The 19,189-nt window shown below is 71.8% G+C and carries 17 protein-coding genes, 1 tRNA gene and 1 rRNA gene; 7 read left to right on the plus strand and 12 right to left on the minus strand.

Features of this window, described 5'->3' with window-relative positions; genetic code table 11:
* Positions 1-232: 232 nt before the first annotated feature.
* From ACRYR2_RS22430 to ACRYR2_RS22470, 9 genes are all read right to left on the minus strand, one after another.
* Complete coding sequence (locus ACRYR2_RS22430) at positions 233-1,099, minus strand: carbohydrate ABC transporter permease (RefSeq protein WP_432565114.1); 867 nt, start codon at positions 1,097-1,099, stop codon at positions 233-235.
* Positions 1,096-2,073 carry a carbohydrate ABC transporter permease gene (locus tag ACRYR2_RS22435; protein ID WP_432565115.1) on the minus strand — a complete coding sequence of 326 codons (978 nt, stop codon included), beginning with the start codon at positions 2,071-2,073 and terminating at the stop codon, positions 1,096-1,098. Before ACRYR2_RS22435 ends, ACRYR2_RS22430 begins: the two co-directional genes overlap by 4 nt.
* A gap of 13 nt (positions 2,074-2,086) precedes the next feature.
* The gene (locus ACRYR2_RS22440; protein ID WP_432565116.1) at positions 2,087-2,920 is read right to left on the minus strand and encodes an aldo/keto reductase; all 834 of its coding nucleotides are present in this window, start codon (positions 2,918-2,920) and stop codon (positions 2,087-2,089) included.
* Positions 2,917-4,641, minus strand: a complete 1,725-nt coding sequence (locus tag ACRYR2_RS22445) for a GH39 family glycosyl hydrolase (RefSeq protein ID WP_432565117.1) — start codon at positions 4,639-4,641, stop codon at positions 2,917-2,919. The genes ACRYR2_RS22440 and ACRYR2_RS22445 overlap by 4 nt, the downstream gene beginning before the upstream one ends.
* 81 nt (positions 4,642-4,722) lie before the next feature.
* Positions 4,723-5,436 carry a GntR family transcriptional regulator gene (locus ACRYR2_RS22450; RefSeq protein WP_432565118.1) on the minus strand — a complete coding sequence of 238 codons (714 nt, stop codon included), beginning with the start codon at positions 5,434-5,436 and terminating at the stop codon, positions 4,723-4,725.
* 263 nt (positions 5,437-5,699) lie between these two features.
* Complete coding sequence (locus ACRYR2_RS22455; protein ID WP_432565119.1) at positions 5,700-7,031, minus strand: DUF3100 domain-containing protein; 1,332 nt, start codon at positions 7,029-7,031, stop codon at positions 5,700-5,702.
* A 24-nt stretch (positions 7,032-7,055) separates the two neighbouring features.
* Positions 7,056-8,600, minus strand: a complete 1,545-nt coding sequence (locus ACRYR2_RS22460; protein ID WP_432565120.1) for an aldehyde dehydrogenase family protein — start codon at positions 8,598-8,600, stop codon at positions 7,056-7,058.
* Complete coding sequence (locus tag ACRYR2_RS22465) at positions 8,597-9,493, minus strand: NAD(P)-dependent oxidoreductase (RefSeq protein WP_432565121.1); 897 nt, start codon at positions 9,491-9,493, stop codon at positions 8,597-8,599. The genes ACRYR2_RS22460 and ACRYR2_RS22465 overlap by 4 nt, the downstream gene beginning before the upstream one ends.
* 20 nt (positions 9,494-9,513) lie before the next feature.
* On the minus strand, positions 9,514-10,365 hold the full coding sequence (locus ACRYR2_RS22470) for a MurR/RpiR family transcriptional regulator (RefSeq protein WP_432565122.1): 852 nt from the start codon (positions 10,363-10,365) through the stop codon (positions 9,514-9,516).
* Positions 10,366-10,551: 186 nt separating this feature from the next.
* On the opposite strand from ACRYR2_RS22470, the gene ACRYR2_RS22475 reads away from it, so the two are divergent.
* Positions 10,552-11,841 (plus strand): Nramp family divalent metal transporter, encoded by a 1,290-nt coding sequence (locus tag ACRYR2_RS22475; RefSeq protein ID WP_432565123.1) that lies wholly within the window; start codon positions 10,552-10,554, stop codon positions 11,839-11,841.
* A 59-nt stretch (positions 11,842-11,900) separates the two neighbouring features.
* Positions 11,901-11,973 (plus strand) — tRNA-Glu (locus tag ACRYR2_RS22480).
* A gap of 82 nt (positions 11,974-12,055) precedes the next feature.
* Here ACRYR2_RS22480 and ACRYR2_RS22485 read toward each other — a convergent pair.
* Together ACRYR2_RS22485 and ACRYR2_RS22490 are read right to left on the minus strand one after the other, a co-directional pair.
* A complete protein-coding gene (locus tag ACRYR2_RS22485) occupies positions 12,056-13,075 on the minus strand; it encodes a hypothetical protein (protein WP_432565124.1) in 1,020 nt (339 codons plus the stop codon).
* Between the two features lie 146 nt (positions 13,076-13,221).
* A complete protein-coding gene (locus ACRYR2_RS22490) occupies positions 13,222-13,401 on the minus strand; it encodes a hypothetical protein (protein WP_432565125.1) in 180 nt (59 codons plus the stop codon).
* Positions 13,402-13,679: 278 nt separating this feature from the next.
* Between ACRYR2_RS22490 and ACRYR2_RS22495 the strand changes: the two genes are divergently transcribed.
* From ACRYR2_RS22495 to ACRYR2_RS22515, 5 genes are all read left to right on the plus strand, one after another.
* Entirely contained in the window at positions 13,680-15,512 is a 1,833-nt protein-coding gene (locus ACRYR2_RS22495; protein ID WP_432565126.1) for an ABC transporter ATP-binding protein, read from the plus strand.
* The gene (locus ACRYR2_RS22500; protein WP_432565127.1) at positions 15,509-17,275 is read left to right on the plus strand and encodes an ABC transporter ATP-binding protein; all 1,767 of its coding nucleotides are present in this window, start codon (positions 15,509-15,511) and stop codon (positions 17,273-17,275) included. The genes ACRYR2_RS22495 and ACRYR2_RS22500 overlap by 4 nt, the downstream gene beginning before the upstream one ends.
* 105 nt (positions 17,276-17,380) lie before the next feature.
* The gene (locus ACRYR2_RS22505; RefSeq protein WP_432565128.1) at positions 17,381-17,974 is read left to right on the plus strand and encodes a molybdopterin-dependent oxidoreductase; all 594 of its coding nucleotides are present in this window, start codon (positions 17,381-17,383) and stop codon (positions 17,972-17,974) included.
* Positions 17,971-18,735, plus strand: coding sequence for a ferredoxin reductase (locus tag ACRYR2_RS22510; protein ID WP_432565129.1), 765 nt, complete (start codon positions 17,971-17,973; stop codon positions 18,733-18,735). Before ACRYR2_RS22505 ends, ACRYR2_RS22510 begins: the two co-directional genes overlap by 4 nt.
* Positions 18,735-18,989 (plus strand): DUF6510 family protein, encoded by a 255-nt coding sequence (locus ACRYR2_RS22515; protein WP_432565130.1) that lies wholly within the window; start codon positions 18,735-18,737, stop codon positions 18,987-18,989. The genes ACRYR2_RS22510 and ACRYR2_RS22515 overlap by 1 nt, the downstream gene beginning before the upstream one ends.
* Positions 18,990-19,078: 89 nt before the next feature.
* Here ACRYR2_RS22515 and rrf read toward each other — a convergent pair.
* Positions 19,079-19,189: ribosomal RNA gene (gene rrf, locus ACRYR2_RS22520) — 5S ribosomal RNA — on the minus strand; the annotation flags it as partial.

Raw genomic sequence — 19,189 nt, forward strand, 5'->3', positions numbered from 1 at the left:
TTCTCCTCATCGAGATGGTCGTGCGGTGGGTGGAACGATCAGGAGGTGGGTTCCCGGGGCGGGGCGGGGCACCCCGGGTTTGCGCGCGCTGTCACCTCGTGCACGGTGATCGCGCGCGCTGTCACCTCGTGCCGAAGGGCTCGCGTCGCCGGGTTCGAGCGCGCTGTCACCGCGTGCGCGGTGATCGGGTGCGCGGTCACCGCGCGCCCGCGAGGGCGCGCGAGGACGCGCCTCAGGACTTGACGGCTCCGGCGATGCCTTCGACGAAGTAGCGCTGGAGGAAGAGGAACAACGCCACGATGGGCAGGATCGAGATGACCCCGGCGGCCGCCATTCCCGACCAGTCGGTGGCGTTCTCGCCCACGAAGGCCTGCATCCCGACCGACAGCGTCCGCAGGTCCGGGTCGCTGAAGGAGAACACCAGGGGCAGGAAGAACGCGTTCCAGGTGGCCAGGAACGTCAGCAGCGCGACGGTGGCCGTGACCGGCATCGACAGCGGCAGCATGATCTGGAAGAACACCCGGGTGAACCCGGCCCCGTCGACGGTGGCCGCCTCCTCGAGCTCCTTCGGCAACTGCCGGAAGTAGCCCGCGTAGATGAGGATGGCGGACACGTTCGCCGCGCCCGACAGCGCCAGGACCATGCCGGTGAGGGAGTTCAGCAGGTTCAACTCCATCGACAGCTTGACGATGGGGATGATCGTGTACCCGGTCGGGACGAACAGCGTCGCGACCAGGACGCCGACGATGATCCGCTGACCACGGAAGCGGAACCGCCCGAGCACGTACCCGGCCAGGGCGCACCGGACGACGACGATGACGACGGTCGACACCGTCAGGAGGACGGTGTTGATCATGTAGCGGCTGAAGTTCGCGTCGGTCCAGGCCCGGGAGTAGTTCTCCCAGGCGAAGTTCTCCGGCAGGATCTTCAGCCCCGCGGTGAACACCTCGAGCGAGCTCTTCAGCGACGCCGAGACCATCCAGACGAACGGGTAGACCCAGATCACCGCGAGGACGGCCAGCAGCAGGACGACACCCCACCAGGGCGCCCGCTGGGCGATCCGCCGTCCCCGCGAGACGGGTGGGGTCGCGATGCTCACGACAGCTCCTTCCGGCTGCGCCGGGCCACGACGAGCGCCCAGGCCTGCAGCGCGCCGACGACCATGACGAACAACCCGAACAGCACCGCGGCCGCCGAGGCGAACCCGAGCTGCGGGATCGAGGCGCTGAACGCCCAGCGGTAGATGTAGATCTCGATGATCTCGGTGGAGAAGAACGGCCCACCACCGGTCATCGTCTGCATGAGGTCGAATGCGTGGAACGTGTCCTCGACGGTCAGGACGGTGATGATCAGCAGGAACGGCATGAGCAGCGGCAGGGTCACGTACCGGAACAGCTGGAACGACCCGGCCCCGTCGATGCGCCCGGCCTCGTACAGCTCGGTCGGCACGGTCTGCAGTGCAGCGAGCCAGTAGACCATGGTGATCCCGAAGAACTTCCACACGTACACCGCGGCCGCGGTCACCAGGGCCGTGCCCGAGTCACCGAGGAAGTCGATGCCGGTGTCCGCGCCGAACGCCTTGAGGAACGCCGTGAACGGCCCGCTGGCCGGGTCGAACACGAACTGCATGACGACACCGACGATGGCCGTCGTCGTGACGACGGGCAGGAAGTACACCGTCCGGAACAGGTTGCGCAGCGGCAGCCGCGGCGAGTTCAGGACCATGGCCAGCAGCAGGCTGAGCAGGATCCGCGCCGGCGCCACGAGCAGCATGAACACCAGGGTGATCTTCACCGAGGCCCAGAACGCGGGGTCGTTCAGCACGGCCTGGTAGTTCTGGACACCGACGAACCGCTGCTGCGAGGAGAACCCGTTCCACTCCACCAGCGAGTACCAGTAGCTGGCGACGATCGGGTACAGGGTGTACATCCCGTACAGGACGATGGTCGGGGTCAGGAACGCCCAGATCCACATCGTCTGACGTCTGGTGTCGACCCCCCGGCGTCCCGCCTTGGGCCTGTCGGCGAGGGCCGTGGGTGCCGCGGTGGGTGCGGGGGTGATCGTTCTCGCCATCGAGCTGACCTCCCTACCGGATCTGGCTGAGCGAGAAGGTGGTGGGGTCGCCGCCGGTGCGGTGCCCCCGGTCCAGGGCCGTGACGGCGGCGACCTCGTCGTCGGACAGGCGCAGCGAGGTGGCGGCCAGGTTCTCCTGCAACCGCTGCCGCCGGGCGGACTTGGGGATGACGACGAACCCCTGGTGCAGGTGCCAGGCCAGGACGACCTGGGCGGGGGTGGCGGCGTGGGTGCGGGCGATGCCGACGACGACGGGGTCGTCGAGGTCGGCGCCCTGCCCCAGCGGGGAGTACGACTGGACGACGATCCCCCGCTCCCGGCAGGTCCGGACGAGGTCGCGCTGCTGGAACGTCGGGTGCAGCTCGATCTGGTTGACGGCCGGCACCCCCTCCAACGCGTCGAGGTGCTCGGTGAGGAAGTTCGACACCCCCACCGCGCGGACCCGCCCCTCGGCGTGCAGTCTGCGCAGCGCCCGCCAGCTGTCGGCGTACCGACCCGCGGCCGGGTTGGGCCAGTGCACCAGGTACAGGTCCAACTGTTCCAGGCCCAGCCGGTCGCACGTCTCGTCGTAGGCCCGCAGGGTCTGGTCGTGGCCCTGGTCGCCGTTGCGCAGCTTGGAGGTGACGAACACCTCCTCCCGCGGCAGGCCGGACGCCTTCAGCGCCGCCCCGACCCCGGCCTCGTTGACGTACGCGGCGGCGGTGTCGACGTGCCGGTAGCCGAGGTCGAGGGCGTCCTCGACGACGCGCTGCGCGTCGTCGGGCGGAACCTGGAAGACCCCCAACCCCAGTCGGGGGATCGCGACTCCACCGGCCAGCGGGACGGTGGCCGACTCCGCGGCACTCACCGGGGTTCCAGGACGAACATCGACACCGACGGCAGCGGCAGGTCCACGACGGTGCTGAACGTCCCGCCGTCGACGGTCACGTCGCGCACCGGCTCGAACTCCTCCAGCCCCTGCCTGTCCTTGATCGCGGTGATCTGCTCGTCGCTGGGGTTCTGCGGGCTGCCCAGTTCCGTCCAGGCGGTGTGGGCGTTGCTGTGGGCGGCGTCGATGCGGTGGTGGCTCAGCGCGTACGAGGTGCCGGCCAGCCCTTCGATCCGCAGGTCGACGGGGACGGGGCCGTCGTCGGTGCGGTACTGGTCGTCGGTGTGCCGCCAGACCAGGACGGTGACGCGTCCCGCGGCGTCGGTGGAGGCCAGGACGTCGACCTCCTCGCGCATGCTGCGGCCGTCGCCGGCGTCGAGGTCCTCGGCCGGGCTCATGGCGTCCGAGGTGGCGGTCAGCCGGCGGCCGCCGAGGCGGGCCATCATCCGGTAGGCGTTCAGCAGCGGCTTCTCGATGCCGCCGGCGGTGAGGAACGCACGGGTTCCCTCGAAGAACCGCTCACCCTCGAAGTAGAAGCTCCACGAGGTGGCCTGCTCGACCTGCACGGGCCCGGTCTCGTTGAGGTCGAGGATCTTCTTGAAGAGCTTGACCTGGAAGACGGGGTAGTACTCGGTGTTCTGGAACTGGAAGTTGGCGTTGTCGTAGACGCTGTAGTGCGCCGGGACGCCCGCGTCGCACTCGTCGACGATGGCCGGCAGCGAGTGGTACTGCGGGAACTCGCCGACGACGCCGAGCATGCGGCGGATCTCGAAGAGCATCTTGTGCGCCGACGGGTTCTGCTTCTCCGGCGCCTCGCCGCCGGTCGGCCCGTACACGCGCCACGGGGTGAACGCGGACCCCTTGGTGTGGAACGAGACGAAGTCGAGCGGCACGTCGTTCGTCGACGTGTGGGTGAGGAACGTGCGCATGAACTCCACGCCACCGCCGGTGACGGCCGGGCCGCCGACCTTGGCGTCGGGCAGGACGCTGCGGACGGCCTCGGCCGTGACGGTGTACAGCCGGCAGAACTGCTCCGGGGTGCCCTTCCAGTAGAAGATGTCCGGCTCGTTCCACAGTTCCCACAGCCACTCGCGGACCTCGTCGGCGCCGTAGCGTTCCAGGCAGTGCCGGGCGTGCGCGGCGACCAGGCCGCGCCACTTCTCGTAGTCCTTCGGCGGGTACGCCCAGGCGCCGGCCTCGTAGTTGCTGTAGACGGTGGGGCTGGAGACGACCTCGAGCTCGTCGGCCTCGGGGGGCAGCAGGTCGCGCGGGGTGAAGGCGATCTCGACGAGCACGTGGTGGCCGGCCTCGACGATGGCGTCGTAGGTCTGGTCGACGATCGTGAAGTCGTAGGAGACGTTCCCGTCGGCGTCCTCGTGGTAGACGTTCCCGTTGCCCCAGTGCGGGATCCCGAACCCGGTGCCCGAGCAGAAGACGTAGTGCGGCCGGATCAGGAACGGCCGGGGCGAGAACTCCCCGAACGTCTTGAGCAGCTTGCGGCCGGTGGGGGTGTAGGTCCAGTTGATCTCGTCGTAGCCGATGCTCTCCCAGATCCGGGTGAGCGGTCCGCGGTCGCTGGTGGCGTCGACGACGACGGTCGCGGCCTCGACGTGCGGTGCGGTCGGGTCGCTGGGCGCCGAGCGCGGGAAGTGGTTGGTGTCCGAGGACAGGCCGGGGTTGTGAGCAGTGCTGGTGCTCATGGTTCGCCTTCCGGGCGTGAGGGGGCCGCGTTGCGCTGCGGCGTTGCAGGAGCTGCGGGAACTGCTGGAGGTGCGGGTGGTTCAGGCGTGGGCGGCGTCAGGCGTGTCGTACGCCTCGAGCGCGCGGTCCCGCGCCTCGGTGATGTGCGCCGCCATGGCCTCGCGGGCGGTGACGGGGTCTCCGGTGCGCAGCCCCGTCAGGACGCGGGTGTGCTCGGCGACGCAGTGGTCGGAGTCGGTGACGCCCCCGCCGCCGAAGAGGCGGAAGCGCTGGATCTGGCCGCCGAGGGCGCGGTAGGCCGACAGCAGGAACTCGTTGCCGGTGGCCTCGGCGATGATGCGGTGGAAGCGTTCGTCGGCCTCCCAGTACTGGCGGAACTCGTGGAACGAGGGCCCCAGCGGTGCGGTCGCGAGGTCGTGGACGGCCTGCTCGAGGTCGGCCAGGACCTGTGGGGTCAGGCGCCGGGCGGCCAGTTCGGCCAGCGCCGGTTCGAGGACGAGCCGGGCCTGCATGAGCCGGACGAGTTCCTCGGGGGTCGCCACGGGGGCGACCCGGTACCCCTTGAGCGCGGTGCGCCGGACGAGCCCGGTGGACTCCAGCCGGGCGAGCGCCTCGCGGACGGGGGTCTGCGAAACCTCGAACTCCCGGGCCAGGGCGTCGATCCCCAGGGCCGCCCCGGCCTTGAGTTCGCCGTCGATGAGCAGGTCGAGGACGGCGTCGTAGACGTGGTCGGCCAGCATCTGCCGGCTGGGAGCCGGTGCGCGGCGCGTCCTCGTCTGATCCACGAGCGTCATCGTAGACAGCCCTCCTGGTGGGGGTCGGGTGGAGCGGGCGGTGCGGCATGCGGTCCACCTCCTCGGCGCCAGCTCCGCGGTGAGCTGGGTCCTTGCTGATGTCGTCGACCGTAGATCGTGCACGATCCACGGTCAAGGGGTTGCCACCACTCCCTTCGTCCCCAGAGCCGCGGACCCACCTCGCCGTGATCGAGCACGTCCGTGATCAAGCACGAACGCCCGGCCCCACGTGCGGGGACCGGGCGTTCGTGGTGCGGGTGGTCTCAGCCCCAGAACCCCAGGGCGAACTCCGCGATGAGCGTCGACAGCGCGAACGAGGCGGTGATGGCGACCAGCCCGACGGGCACGATCTTCCAGCCGACGCTCTTGAGCAGGCCCATGTCCTTGCCCAGGCTCAGCCCCGCCAGGGTCAGCATGATCGTCGCGAGGGACAGGATCGAGACGCTCGAGGCGAGCGCGAACAGCCGCTCCCCCACCGGCGACCACGGGCTGGACAGCGCCGCGCCCAGAGTGGTGATCCAGATGATCGACGAGATCGGCTTCACCAGCCGGTGCAGCGCCAGCCCGAGGAGCACGAGGGCGGTCATCGCGGCGTACCCGCCGACGATCTCCCAGGAGAACCCGCCCGCGGCGATCGAGGCCGTCGCGATCCCGAGGACGGCGATGACCGGGAGCGTCACGTGCAGCGGCACGTCCACCGTGCCGGCGTTGGCCGAGAACTCCTCGCGGAACCTCCGGTTGCGCTCGGCCGTGGCGGCGTCCACGACGGGGGTGTTCCGTCGGGTCATGGCCGAGTACATCCGCTGCGCCAGCGGCAGTGCGACGTAGATGCCCACGTAGACGCCGAGCAGCGTCGTCAGCAGGTTCGAGACCGCGGCGATCGCCAGGATCCCCTGCTCGTCACCGGGGTACACGCTGGAGATGGCGCCCGTGGCCGCGGCCATCATCGACCCGGAGCCGACGCCGGCACCCATGGCCAGCGCCAGCGGGTCGAAGACTCCCGCCGAGGACATCAGCGAGGCCAGGAACGTGATGTACACGGCACCGAACAGCGTGCCGAACACGTACATCGTCAGGACGCCGCGGTACTCGTCGGAGTCCGCGCCGTACTTCTCGCTGACGATGGCGAACGAAGGCTCGCGGTCCAGGGAGAACGTCGCACCGACGGTCGCCCGGCCCATCTTCAGCAGCACCGCCAGCGGCAGCGCCAGCCCGACGGTGCCGAGCAGGTGACCGATCTCCTGCAGCAGCAGAGCGGGCCCGGCGTCGACGAGCAGTTCCAGGCTCGGACCGACGTTGTAGGCCAGCCGGGCGACGAGGACCAGGACTGTCGTGCCGACGACGGCCGTGGCCGCCTTCTGCAGGGCGACCGGCAGCGGCCGGACCTTCTGCACCGACACGACGGTGGCGAACAGGATTCCCCACACCATGGGGAACAAGACGATCTCGCCGATGCCGACGTCGATCGGCACCGAGCCGATGACCTCGCAGACCAGGGCGATGACGACGGCGAGGGCGAAGACCGGCCAGACCTTCGCCAGTCCCAGACTCGTGGTGCGTTCAGCGGGTGGGGTCGCCCGTGCGGCGGTGCTCATGGGGGCCGTCCTTTCGACGGGGCGTCAGTAGCCGAGCGAGGGGAACGGGGCGCCCGCGTCCTGCACGGGAACCCACACGGCCTTGGTCTGGGTGTACTCCTCGAGCACCCCGGGGCCGGAGGACCGGCCGTGGCCGGAGTCGCCGAAACCGCCGAACGGCACGGCGACGTGGATGGTCTTGTAGGCGTTGATCCAGAACGTGCCGGCGTTCACCGCGTGCGCGACGCGGTGCGCGCGGGAGACGTCGGCCGTCCAGACGGCACCGGCGAGGCCGAACGGGGTGGCGTTCGCGCGGCGCACCGCGTCGGCCTCGTCGTCGAAGGCGTCAGCCCCCACGACCGGGCCGAACACCTCGGTCGTCTCCAGCAGGTTGTCGGGCGTGACCCCCGCGAGCAGGGTGGGCGCGACCCAGCGACCACCGGCCAGGTCCCCGGTCAGCGATCCGGGCAGGTGCGCGCCGGTGCGCCGGGCGGCGCCGGCGGAGATCCCGGCGTCGACGAGCGAGCGCACGGTGGCGTACTGCGGGGCGGTGACGATGGGGCCGATCTCGGTGGCCGGGTCGAGCGGGTCGCCGAGCCGCAGCTTCTCCGCCCGGGTCGCGACCCGGTCCAGGAAGTCGTCGTGGACGCTGCGCTGCACCAGCAACCGGGAGCCGGCGACGCAGGACTGCCCCGCGCCGGAGAAGACCGCGGCGATGGCGCCGTCGGCGGCGCGGTCGAGGTCGGCGTCGGCGAACACCAGGTTGGCGCTCTTGCCGCCCAGTTCCAGCACGACGGGTTTGCCGGCCGCGGCCGCCGCGGCGGCGACGCGGCGGCCGGTGCCGACGGAGCCGATGAAGCTCACCTTGCCGACGCGCGCGTCGGTCGTGACCTGGGTCCCCACGGTGCCGCCCAGGCCCACCGCGACGTTGAACACCCCCGCGGGCAGCCCGGCCTCGTACGCGATCTGCGCCAGCCGGATCGTGGTGACGGGCGTGTACTCGCTGGGTTTGACGATGACGGCGTTGCCGGCGGCCAGCGGGGCGGCGCTGTTCCAGCCGCCGGTGAACATCGGCGCGTTCCACGGGGTCACGGCGGTGACGACGCCCCACGGCACCTTGCGGGTGTAGGTGAACCAGTCGCCCGGGACGGGGATCGTCTGACCGAGCAGCTTGTCCGCCCAGCCGGCGTAGTAGCCGAACATCTCGGCGACCTTGGCCGCCTCGACGCGGGTGTCGCGCAGCGGTTTGCCGCTCGTGGCCGACTCCAGGACGGCGAGCTGGGCGGCGTTCTCGGCGACGGCGACCGAGACCGCCCGCAACCGGGCGGCACGTTCGAACGGATTCATCGCGCCCCACACCTGGGCCCCGCGCGCGGAACTGGCGAGCAGTTCCTCCACGACGGTGTCGCCGGCGTCGCGGTAGGTCGCGAACTCCTCGCCCGTCGCGGCGGCGGTCAGGACGACGGGTTCTCCGTCGCCGGGCAGGACCCCGCCGTCGACGAAGGACCCGATGCCGGTGGGCAGGGCCTCGGAGAGCAGCCGCGCCGCCGTGGCGGCACCCGAGGTCAGGGGCGTGTCGAGGACGGTCACGAGTTCTCTCCGGTCGTGAAGGCGTGGGAGGCGGTGGTCGTCGTGGGGGCGACCTCGGTGAAGTCGGCAGCCGGGCCGCGTTCGCCCAGCGCCTTCTGCCACGCCGCCTGGGTCTGGGCCAGCAGGGCGGGTTTCGCGCCGCGTTCGGCACCGACCTGCAGGGCGAGGTCGACGTCACGGGCCATGAGGCCCATGGCGAAACCCGAGGAGTAGGTGCCGGACAGGATCCAGCTCGGGTAGGCGTTGGCGCTGACGTTGCTGCCGCCGCTGGCCGAGCTCACGGCGGCCGCGGCGGTCCCGAGGTCGATCCCGTACGCGGCGGCGATGTCGAGGGCTTCCCCCACGGCGACGAGGTTGGTGGCGCACAGGACGTTGTTGAGCAGTTTCACGACGTTGCCGGCCCCGGGCCCGCCGACGACGGCGGGGTCCTTGGCGGTCAGGGCCCGCAGCACGGGTTCGGCGGCCGTGACCGCCTCGGGGGTTCCGCCGACGAAGGCGCTGAGGGTTCCGGCCAGCGCACCGGTGCGGCCACCGGAGACGGGGGCGTCGACGAACGCCGTCCCCTGCTGCGCGGCGAGCTGCGACAGGCGCTGCGAGGTGGCCGGTTCCGACGTCGTGGTGTCGACGATCGCCAGGGTTCCGGGCTGCGACAGCAGGTCGGGCACGGTCCGCTCCACCAGGGCCGCCGAGGGCAGCGAGAGGACGACGTACGGGGTTCCCGCGACGTCCGCGACGGCGTCGGTGGTGGTGATGCCGTGCTCGGCGGCACGTTCGCGCGCCTGCGACGAGGGGTCGACGCCGACGACGTCCCAGCCGAGGCGGTGCAGGTTCTGGGCCATGGCGCCGCCCATGGACCCGAGTCCGACGACGGCGATGCGTTGCGCTTCTGTCACGGGTGTTGCCTTCCGGGGTGTCAGTCGGTGTAGGTGCCGAGGCCGTTCCACAGTTCCTGGATGCGGCGGATCGCGGGGCGGGTGATCTCGGGGCGCTCGGCCTCGAGCCCGGCCAGCAGGGCGTACCCGACCGACGTCGCGGCCGTGGTGGACTGGAAGAACGAGACGCCTTCGCTGGGCAGCACGAGGACGTGGTCGGCGGCGGCCGCCAGCGCCCCGCTGTACATGTCGGTCATCGCCACGACGGGGCAGCCGGTGGACCGGGCGATGCGCACGGCGGCGAGCAGGTCGCTCATGGGACGCCACACGTTGAGCACGACCAGCGCGTCAGCCGCGGTGAGACGGTTGACCGCCGCGGCCAGGTGTGCGCCGCCGCGGGGTTCGTGGTGGATGTCGTAGCCCATGGTCGTACCGAGGTGGGCCAGGACGGTGGCCGGCGCGGACAGGGAGCCGGTCGCCAGGACGAGCGTGCGGGAGGCGTGGGCGAGGGTCTTGACCGCGGCGGCCAGGACGTCCTCGTCGACGGTCTCGAGCGCCTGTTCGAGGTTGCGGATGTCGCGCCGCACGGTCTGCTGCAGCAGCGACCCCTCGCTGCTGGGGTGCACGTCGAGGGTCTGCTCGTTGGACAGCGTGGCCAGGTACCGCGCCCGCACTTCGTGCTGCAGCGCGGGCCACCCCTTGAACCCGAGGGTCTGGGCGCAGCGCACGACGGTGCTGTTGTCGACACCGGCGCGCGCCGCGATCGCCGCGACCTCGGCGAAGGAGGCGAACTGGTGGTCACCGCGGACGGCCTCGAAGACCTTGCTCTGGGCGGGTGAGAGGCCGGCGGCCGGCAGCAGGCCGTCGAGCCAGGGGGTGACCGGGGGGACCACTTCGACCTCCTTCGACGACGCCGACCGGATGCTCACACTTCGCGTTGCCGGAACAGTAGGGCATTGCAATCGCGATTGCAGCCATCTCGTGTTACGGCTGCGTCAACTCTCCGACTGGTCGCCGCGCGCCGATCACTCCTAGCCTGATCGGAGGTCCAGGGCACACGCGCAACGAGGAGCGACCCCATGTCGAAGGTCGACGTCGACGGACAGCTCGAGCTGATCCCCCCGAAGGGGCTGCGTGGCCGGGTCCGGCAGATCGGCCCCGGCCTGCTGGCCGCCGCCACCGGCGTCGGAGCCGGTGACCTCGTCGCGACGATGGTCGCCGGCGCCCGCTTCGGCACCGTCCTGCTGTGGGCCGCCGTCGCCGGCACGATCCTCAAGCTCGCCCTCGGCGAGGGCGTGGGCCGCTGGCACCTGGCTTCCGGCACGACGCTGCTGGACGGCTGGCGACGGCTCGGCCGGTGGGCGACGACGTTCTTCGGCGCCTACATCGTCATCTGGGGGTTCGTGTACGGCGCGACGGCGATGTCCGCCGTGGGGTTGCCGCTGAACGCGCTCTTCGGTGGCCTGCCCGTGCGCTACTGGGCGATGATCGCCGGCGTCGCCGGCCTGCTGCTGGTCTGGGCGCAGCGCTACCACGCGTTCGAGAAGTTCATGACGGTGCTCGTCCTCTTCAAGTTCGTGACCGTCGTCTCGATCGCCGTGCTCGTCAGCCCGAACCTCGGCGACCTCGCCGGCGGTCTGGTCCCGCGCCTGCCCGACGGGTCGACGATCTACGTGCTGGGCCTGGTCGGCGGTGTCGGCGGGACGATCACGATGGCCGCCTACGGCTACTGGATGTTCGCCAAGGGCTGGCGCGGCACGGGGTGGCTGTCGATGATGCGCCTGGACAACGCCGTCGGCTACGTCATGACGGGCGTCTTCGTCGTCGCGATGCTCGTCGTCGGCTCGACGATGCTGTTCGGCCAGGACCTCACGGCCGGCGACGACGGCCTGCTGACCCTGGGCGCCGCCCTGGGCGAGGAGTACGGCCAGTGGGCCCGCGTCTGGTTCCTCATCGGCTTCCTGGCGGTGACGTCCTCGTCGCTGCTGGGTGTGTGGAACGGCGTGAGCATGATGTTCGCCGACTGGACCCGCCAGCTGCGCCTGCCCCACGGCAAGGACGCGGACTCCACGCCCGGCGAGCGCCCGGTCGGCGTCGAGCGCTCCACTCCCTTCCGCGCCTACCTGCTGTGGCTGACGTTCCCGCCGATGGCGCTGCTGTTCATGGACAAGCCCTTCGGGCTGACGCTCGTCTACGGGCTGCTCGGCTCGGTCTTCATGCCCTTCTTGGCGATCACGCTGATGCTGCTGCTCAACTCGCAGAAGGTCGCGGCGCAGGGCCGCTCGGGCTGGCTGTCCAACGGGCTGCTCGGGGCAGCCTCGCTCCTGTTCACGGCCCTGCTCGTGGCCGACGTCGCGGGGCGGTTCTGAGCCCTCCGGAGACGGGGTAGACTTCTCCAGGCGGTTCCGGGAACGGAACCACCTGCTGGGGCCCCGTTGTGTAGCGGCCTAGCACGCCGCCCTCTCACGGCGGTAGCGCGGGTTCGAATCCCGTCGGGGCTACTCCGAAGGCCCCCGGTCAACAGACCGGGGGCCTTCTTCAACTCCCGGTGTCGGGTCTGGAGTCGGCAGACGCGGTCGCCGATCATCCCGACTGCTGCACGAACGAGCCGATCGACGGCACGAAGTCGAGCACCAACGAGGACTCCCCGCGCAGCGTCGCGAACCAGCGGGCCACGAACTCACGCCGTACCCACGGCCCTGCCGCCGCGCCGCGCACGGCCTGGACGACGAGGGGACCGAGTTCCGCGGGCACGTCCAGGCCGGTCCCGCTGCGGCTGATGCCCGCCGCCGCCAGGCTCTGGAGCATCCGGCCGAGTTCGTCCCCGTCGAAGGGGTCGGTCGACTCGCCCTCGTACTCGTCCAGCGCCTCCTGCAGGCGCGCTGCGCACACGAGCAGCGGCGCGGGAACGACCGCGCCGGCGGCGGCGCACAGGAGTCCTGCCAAGAGGGCTTCCCGTGTCGCGCCGACGTTCCTGAGCTGCGTGGCGATCCAGCGCGTGACCAGGTCCCGCTCCGCCGGCAGCCTGCGTGCGTCCTCGTCGTCCGCGAGGGGGGCGGCCACCGGGGTTCCGCAGAACTCCTGGTCGAGGTAGCCCTCCTCGCGGAGGAACTCCGTCAGCCGCCGGACGTCGACGTCCAGGTTCGTGCCGACCGGGCGTGGACCGCCAGGGCGACCCACCAGGTCCCGAACCGCCACCAGGAGCGGGAGGTCGTCCGTCGCGCCCGGCGCCTCGCCCTCCAGCTGCCGGCAGAGGTCCTCCAGTTCGTCGACGACCGGGACGAGCCGGTCCAGGGCGGCGCACGTGGCGTCCGCGACCATCGGGTGTCGCCAGGTGAAGTGGTGGTGCAGGTGCGCCACCCCGGCGAGCGCCGACCGGGCCGACTCCGGCGAGGCACCGTACGCGGCGGCGAACTCCGCAGTGACCGGCCCCGCGAGGTGGTCGACGTCTGCCACGGACAACGCCCCGGCGCGGAAGCCCGGCCGGTTCCGCGCCAGCTGCTCCGCGATCCAGGGCCACGTCCGGTCGGCGAACTCCAGCGTCTGCGTCTCGACCCCGTCCCCTTCCATCCACGCGCGGAACGTCAGCGGCATCTTCGGCATGGGGCTCCTCGTCCTCGATCGGTGTCGAGAACGTAGGCGCCGCCCCCCGGCACCACGCAGGTCCTTCCACAGGAGGACCGGCAAGGCGCAGCGGACGGGCCCCTGGGGACACCGCGGCGACGGCCGAGCCCCGGTGTCCACGTCCCTCAGCGGTCCAGGTACTCCTCGATCCGCGCCGCGTGCGCCGGGTCGTCCGGCGTCGGCTGGTCCTCCGGGAAGTCGTCCCGCCCGTTGGCGACGTCGAACCGGTCGACCGGTTCCAGCCAGCCCCGGGCGACCGTCAGCGCGCCGCCCCGACTGGGGACGAGGGCGCCGACCCGCACCACGTCGCGGGTGGCTGCCGCAGGTCGTCGCCATCTCCTCGGCGGCCGCGTCCAGGTCGGCGGGGTGCAGCCGCAGGTCGCCGGAGACGCGCTGGAGCAGGAGGTAGCGGGTGGCGACCTGCCGGACGAGTTCGAGCCGCCGACGTGGGCCGGCCCAGTCGTCGTGGCCGCCACCTCGCACGAGCGTCTCCCCTCGACGGTGAGCACGTCGTGGGTCTGCCGCCGCCGGGTCCGGACAGGTTGCCCCGGCGAAAGGGCTTTCCCTGTGAAAGGGTCGTCCGGTGAGCGGTACGTTCCTCAACGGCGTGAGAATCCTGGGCCGCGGCATCCGCGAAGAGCCCCGCCCCTTCCGCATCGCCCTCGTCGGCTCGGTCGTCTACGGCATCGGGAACGCCGCCTCGGGCTGGCTCGTGGGGCGGGTGACCAACGACGTCGTCGTCCCGGCGCTCACCGGCAGCGGCGAGGTGAGCGCTGCCGACGTGTGGCTGGCCGGGGCGGCGCTGATGTCGGTCACGATCGTCCTGGTCGGCGGGGTCCTCGTGCGGCGGATCTTCGGCGGTGCGTTCACGTTCGCGCTGCAGGCCCGCTACCGCCGCGCCCTGGCCCGCCGGTACCTGGAACTGCCGATCGCCTGGCACCACGCCCACCCCGCGGGGCGGTTGCTGGCCACCGCCGGGTCGGACGTGGAGGCGATGTGGCAGGTCACGATGGTCCTGCCGTTCGCCCTCGGCACGGCCGTGCTGATCGTCTTCGCCGGGATCGCGATGTTCCTCGCCGACCCGGTGCTGGCCGTCGTCGGCCTGCTCGTGGTGCCGGCGCTGGTGATCGCCAACATCGTCTACCAGCGCCGGATGTCGCCGCTGGTGGTGCGGGTGCAGCAGTTGCGCGGTGAGGTCTCCACCACGGCGCACGAGAGTTTCGAGGGCGCGCTGGTCGTCAAGACGCTGGGCCTGGCCGACGAGGAGGTCGACCGGTTCCGCGCCGACGCCGGGCGCCTGCGCGACGCCAACGTCGCCGCCGGCCGCACCCGCGGCGCCTTCGACCCGATCATCGAGGCGTTGCCCTCGCTGGGAACCCTGCTCGTGCTGGCGGTCGGTTCGGTCCGGGTCGCCGCCGGCACGACCAGCGTCGGCGACCTCGTGCAGATCGCCTACCTGCTGAGCCTGCTGGGGTTCCCCGTCCGGTCCTTCGGCTGGTTGCTGGGCGACCTGCCACGCACGGTCGCCGGCGACGCCCGCATCCAGGACGTCCTGCAGGAGCAGGCGACGACCCCGTGGGGTTCCCAGCCGGTGCAGGCGGGCGGTCCGCTGACGGTGGCGACGACGGGTCTGTCGTACCGGCACCCCGCACCCGCCGCCGATCCGCTCAGCGCCGAACCCCAGGTCGCTCACCCCGATCCGCTGCCGGTCCTGAGCGACGTCACCCTCGACGTCGCCGCGGGCACCACGGTCGCGGTGGTCGGCGGGACCGGCGCGGGCAAGTCGACGCTGGCCGGGCTGCTGGTGCGGCTGGTCGATCCCAGCACCGGCGACGTGCTGCTCGACGGGGTCGACGTGCGGCAGCTGGCCGAGGGGCAGATCGCCGGTGCGGCCTCGCTGGTGCCGCAGTCGACGTTCGTCTTCGACGACTCGATCCGCGGCAACGTCGCCCTCGGCCTCGACGTCTCCGACGAGCAGGTCTGGCAGGCGCTGCGGCTGGCGCAGGCGGAGGGTTTCGTGGCGAGCCTGCCGAACGGGCTGGACGAACTCGTCGGGGAGCGGGGGTCGACCCTGTCCGGCGGTCAGCGGCAGCGCCTGGCCCTGGCCCGCGCCCTGGTCCGCCGCCCGCGGTTGCTGGTGCTGGACGACGCGACGAGCGCGCTGGACCCGGCCGTGGAACGCGCCGTCCTGGACGGTCTGGAGCAGACGGGTCTGGGCACGACCGTGGTCGTCGTGGCCTACCGGCCGGCGACGATCGCGCTGGCCGACGAGGTCGTCCACCTCGACCGCGGGAGGGTCGTGGACCGTGGGCCGGCCGACGAGGTCGCCGCCCGCGACGAGGGCTACCGGGAACTGGTGACCGCGTACGCGCGGGCGGCCGCCGAGCGCGCCGCGGGTGAGGAGGAGGTCGCGTGAGCGCCCAGACCGTGACCGCAGACCGGGGTGTGGTCGCCCGCGCCCGGGAACTGACCCCCGAGTTCGCCGAGGGCCTCGGCGTGACGCTGGCCATCGCGGCCGCCACCACGCTGGGCAAGCTCGCCGTCCCCGTCGCCGTGCAGCAGACCATCGACACCGGGGTGCAGGCCGAGGGCGGACCGGACGTCGGCCGCGTCGTGCTGCTGTGCGCCGTGGCGGCGCTCGTCGTGCTCGTCACCGCCGGGACGGCGTGGATCGTCAACGTGCGCCTGTTCCGCGCGACCGAGGCCGGGCTGGCGACGCTGCGGGTGCGCGCGTTCCGGCACGTGCACGACCTGGCCGTGCTGACCCAGAGCGGGGAGCGCCGCGGGTCGCTGGTGAGCCGGGTGACCAGCGACGTCGACACGATCTCGACGTTCCTGCAGACCGGCATGCTGGTGCTGGTGCTGTCCGCCGGGCAGGTGCTGCTGGCGACGGCGCTGATGTTCTTCTACTCCTGGCAGCTCGCGCTGGTCGTCATCGGCTGCTTCGTGCCGCTGGTCCTGGCCCGGCAGCGGTTGCAGCGTCCGGTGACGCGCGCCTACCGCGCGGTGCGGGTGCGGATGGGTGACCTGCTGGCCGCGGTGTCCGAGGCCGTGGTCGGCGCGGAGGTGGTCCGCGCGCACGCCGCCTCCGGCCGGTCGTGGAAGCGGATCGACGGCGCGATCGAGGAGCACCGCAAGCAGGCCGTGAAGGCGCAGACGGCCACCGCCGTGACCTTCTCCAGCGGGGTGTTCGTCTCCGGCCTGGTCGTCGCCCTGGTGATCGTGGTCGGGACGCTGCTCGGCATCGACGGCGACATCACCCTGGGCCGGTTGCTGGCGTTCCTGTTCCTGGCCCAGTTGTGGGTCGGGCCGGTGCAGGCGGCGACCGAGGTCCTCAACGAACTGCAGAACGCCCTGGCCGGCTGGCGGCGCGTCGTCGACCTCATCGACACCCCCGTCACCGTTCCCGAGCCCACCACGCCGCGGGCCCTGCCCGAGGGCCCGGTCGACGTGCGGGTCGAGGACGTCGCGTACTCCTACCCCGGTACCGACAAGCAGGTGCTGTCCGGTGTCTGCCTGCACTTCCCCGCCGGCTCGCGCACCGCGATCGTCGGGGAGACCGGCTCGGGCAAGACGACCCTGTCGCGCCTGGTGACCCGCCTCGTCGACCCCTCCGACGGGCGGGTGCTGCTCAACGGCGTCGACGCGCGCGACCTGCCGTCGAAGGAGCTGCACCGCCGTGTCGTCGCGGTCCCGCAGGAGGGTTTCCTCTTCGACGTGACCGTCGGGGAGAACGTCCGCCGCGGCATGCCGGGCTCGTCCGACGCCGACGTGCTGCGCGCCTTCGACGACCTCGGCCTCTCCTCGTGGGTCGCCGGGCTGCCCGAGGGGCTGGACACTCCCGTCGGCCAGCGCGGGGAACGCCTGTCCGCCGGGGAACGTCAGCTGGTGGCGCTGGCCCGGGCGCACCTGTCCGACCCGGACCTGCTGGTGCTGGACGAGGCGACGTCCTCGGTCGACCCCGCCACCGAGGTCCGGCTGCAGCGGGCGCTGGAGGGTGTGCTCAGCGGGCGGACGTCCGTGGCGATCGCGCACCGGCTGTCGACGGCCGAGGCCGCCGACACCGTGGTCGTCGTGGACGCCGGGCGCGTCGTGGAGGTCGGGCCGGCCGAGCGGCTGGCCCACGCGGGTGGGCCGTACTCGCGGCTGCACGCGGCGTGGACTGCGCAGCACTCCTGATTCCGGACGTGACCCGGACGTGCTCCGACCCTGGACCACCGCGACGCGCTCGGGCACGATGACGGCTGCCTGAGCCGTCCGGGCTCACCGGCGGGAGGAGCGGACGTGGCGTCGTTCACACGAGGTTTCGCAGGCCGGCGCCGGGAGGTGGACCCGGACCTCCCACCCGGGCAGACCCTCGTGCGGGACTGGCCGGTGCTGTCGGCGGGCGCCACCCCCTACGTCGACCGGGACGAGTGGAGCTTCTCCATCGCCACCGAGACCGGCGCCGTCCACACCTGGAACTGGGCGGAGGTGCAGGCGCTCGGGCCACAGGACATCACGGTCGACATCCACTGCGTCACCCACTGGTCGAAGCTGGGGATGGCCTGGCGCGGGGTGTCCCTGGACCGCCTCTTCGAGGACGTGGACACGTCCTACGACTACTGCATGGCGCACTCCTACGGCGGCTACACGACGAACGTCCCGCTGGCGGAACTGCTCGACGGGCAGGCGTGGGTGGCGTTCGAGGCCGACGGTGAACCGCTCACGCCCGAGCACGGTGGCCCGGCGCGGCTGCTCGTCCCCCACCTGTACTTCTGGAAGAGCGCGAAATGGCTGCGCGGCATCGTCATGCAGGAGACGGACGAGCCGGGGTTCTGGGAGAACGCGGGGTACAACCTCCACGGTGACCCGTGGAAGGAGGAGCGGTACTGGTGACGGCCGTCGAGACCGTGACCGCCGTCCGCCGTCACCGGCCGGCCTGGCACGCGGCGACGGTGGAGGACGTGCAGGCCGAGACGCCGCGGGCCCGCCGCATCGTGCTGCAGGTGCCGACCTGGCCGGGCAGCACCGCCGGGCAGCACCTCGACCTGCGGCTGACCGCGGACGACGGGTACCAGGCGACCCGCTCGTACTCGGTCGCCTCCACGGGCGACGGAACGCGCGTCGAGCTCGCGGTGGACCGCGTCGAGGACGGCGAGGTGTCGCCCTTCCTCGTCGACGCCCTCGAGGTCGGCGATGCGCTGGAGGTGCACGGGCCGCTCGGCGCGTGGTTCGTGTGGGAGCCGACCGCCGACGGCGGACCGACGCAACTGATCGCCGGCGGCTCGGGTGTCGTGCCGATGGTGGCGATGGTCCGCGCGCACGCCGCGGCGCAGCACCCCTCGCCGATGCGGCTGCTCTACGCGGCGCGGACTCCGGAGGACGTCTTCTTCCGGCGCGAACTGGACGAGTCGGTGTCCCACGACGCTGGGTTGGAGGTCGAGTACGTGTTCAGCCGCCGGTCCCCCGCCGGTTCCACCCGGGCCCCGGGTCGGCTCACCCGCCTGGTGCTCGAGGAGGTCGCCCTGCCGGCGGAGGTGGGCCCGACCGTCTTCGTGTGCGGGTCCACACCGTTCGTCGAACAGGTGATCCGCTGGCTCCTGGACCTGGGGCACCCGTCCGACAAGATCCGTGCGGAACGTTTCGGAGGTTCGTGATGCTCGACGGGAACGCCGTGGCCGGGGTCCTGGCCGAGATCTTCGACCGGGACATGACCGACGCCCTGTTGCGCTGCAACGGGTGTGGCGTGACGGGCAGCGTCGCCGGCGCCAGTGTCGTGGTGAACGACGTGGGGTCCGTGGTGCGCTGCCGCAGTTGCCAGGCCGTCCTGCTGACCGTCGTCGACGACGGCGAGCACCGGTGGCTGGGGACTCCGGGGCTGCGGGTGCTCGGAGTCTCCGTCCGTCGCTGACCGGGCCGTGAAACACGTGTGGGGAGCGGCCCCTTCCCCCCCTGAAAGGAGAAGGGACTGCTCCCCACAACGCTCACTCAAAGTTGAGTGGCCGGCGGTGACCTACTCTCCCACCCAGTCTCCCGAGCAGTACCATCGGCGCTGGTGGGCTTAGCTTCCGGGTTCGGAATGAGACCGGGCGTTTCCCCACCGCTATGACC

It is taken from the genome of Kineococcus deserti, assembly GCF_050871945.1.
In the GTDB taxonomy this organism is placed as follows: Bacteria; Actinomycetota; Actinomycetes; order Actinomycetales; family Kineococcaceae; genus Kineococcus.